Below are 1,912 nucleotides of genomic sequence, written 5' to 3'. Positions count from 1 at the left end.
CTTTTTAAGTTTTGAAGAACCGATTTTGTTTTCATATATTTACATTTCAATAGTAAACAAGGTTTTTTAAACCTATAAAGTTTCTTTATTATGGATTTCGGAAGTATAGTTTCAGAACTTAGAAAACAAAAAGGGATTTCCCAAACCGACTTGGCAAGTCAATTGGGGATTCATAAAAACGTGTTGGGAAGATACGAGAGGAACGAAGTTTATCCCTCGATAGATATTGCTCGCAAGATTGCAGATATTTTGGACGTGTCTTTGGATTACCTTACCGGAAAAGAAGATGTGCAGATTGATAAAAATACAAGTAGCCGTATTTTGGAGGTCTCAAAATTTGAACCTGAAGACCGCAATCATATCTTTTCAGTCATTGACGCTTTTATCGCTAAAAGAAAAATTCAAAGCATTTTATAAAATACAAAACCCACCGCAATTGCAGTGGGTTTTTATTTATCTACTCAAAGTCAGGAGACTTTGCGCAGCGGGGAATCAGTTATTTTTTTCTTTCCTTAATATTTTTATATAAACTAAAAAAATAAGTGCATATATGACAATATTTAATAATAGGTTTATGAAATTGTTTCCGTTTAATTTAACACAGTCACTTGAATAAAATTCATAGTAAAACCTTGGAAAACCAATTGAAAAAGAATTATTAAAAGGTTCCTCTCCAAAAAATTTCTGATAAAAAATAGTGGAAAACAAATAGACACAAAAACCAATAACCCAATTTGCTATATTTTTCATACAATAATTATTTTGAAGGAACGGTTGCATTTCTATAATATTCAATTGGTTTTAAATATCTCCTACCACCCACAGTTTCAGTATACCCTCTTCGATAAACTGTTAATGGATCAACTTTTCCATCTGTTTGTGATCTCATATAAACATTTGAATTTGGAATTATAAAGTTTATTACTGTTCCATCAAATGCTCCTGATATAGACTCAGATCCTCCTGCTCTTCCTCCTACTCCAGCTGTATAATAAACATTGCTAATTCTCATAAATTTCTCTGCAAAATTATCACTTTGGCAACCATAAAAAGCAGCAACACTATTACTTGAGTCGAAATTCCAATTGATTTTAGACCAACCTTCTAAAGACATTTGACCTTTATCTATGGGATCTCCTGATTCATTTGAAAGATCATAAGGATTATTTGCATCATAGGATCCTACAGGTCCATCTGTGGAGGCGTGAGAAAATACACTCACTTCATATGTTTTTCCATATCCTTCTTTTTGTGCTGTTTTTAGATGCTTTGCAACTGTTTTAGATAAATTCCCTAAATTTCCATCAGTTATTTCTATAAGTTTATCATTAGGATAATTTTTGCGTATCTCTTTCATCCGTGTTTTAGCCGCATCTCGCATATCTGCACTATCCCCAATGTTTAATATAAATCTTACCCCTCCTTTTCTAGGAGGATCATCATTCATTAAATCATTCATTGTCATAAATTGATCAGGTTTCATTCCATCTGGATCAATAAACCTTATAGGATTATTAAATGCATAGTTATATGGTGAATGTCTTCTCATTTTCTCCGCCAGCGGATCCACAACACCCCAACGTCCAATATCCGGCATATAAAATCTTGCGCCGTAATCGTACATCCCAGTCTCCTGAAGCTCCTTACCGTTGTACTTATAATTGTATAATCCCGCTCACATTTTCCAAAACTTCCTACTCCGGATTTTCTCGCGCGAGGCTTTACACTGTGATCGTCTGCTCTCGCTCGCTTATTTCAAATATAAAAATTTAATTCAGTTGAAAAATAAAATTCCGTGTAGATTTTTATTTCAATTGAAGAAAATAAATTTTGGATTGCTTATAAATAGGGACTTAAAAGCGCGTCACAACTTTTTTTTGACAGCAATTATATTTTTGTCAAAAATTAAATA

1 protein-coding gene and 1 pseudogene are annotated in these 1,912 nt (G+C 32.8%); one reads left to right on the top strand and one right to left on the bottom strand.

Going from position 1 to position 1,912, the window contains the following annotated elements; genetic code table 11:
• Positions 1 to 90: 90 nt before the first annotated feature.
• A complete protein-coding gene (locus SOP96_RS07040; RefSeq protein WP_268053395.1) occupies positions 91 to 417 on the top strand; it encodes a helix-turn-helix domain-containing protein in 327 nt (108 codons plus the stop codon).
• A 1,063-nt stretch (positions 418 to 1,480) separates the two neighbouring features.
• Here SOP96_RS07040 and SOP96_RS07035 read toward each other — a convergent pair.
• A pseudogene (locus SOP96_RS07035) lies at positions 1,481 to 1,666 on the bottom strand (RHS repeat domain-containing protein); the annotation flags it as partial.
• Positions 1,667 to 1,912: the final 246 nt, after the last annotated feature.

Source organism: Chryseobacterium salviniae, from assembly GCF_035819015.1.
Taxonomy (GTDB): domain Bacteria; phylum Bacteroidota; class Bacteroidia; order Flavobacteriales; family Weeksellaceae; genus Chryseobacterium; species Chryseobacterium salviniae.
This window is presented reverse-complemented; position numbering and strand designations above follow the sequence as displayed.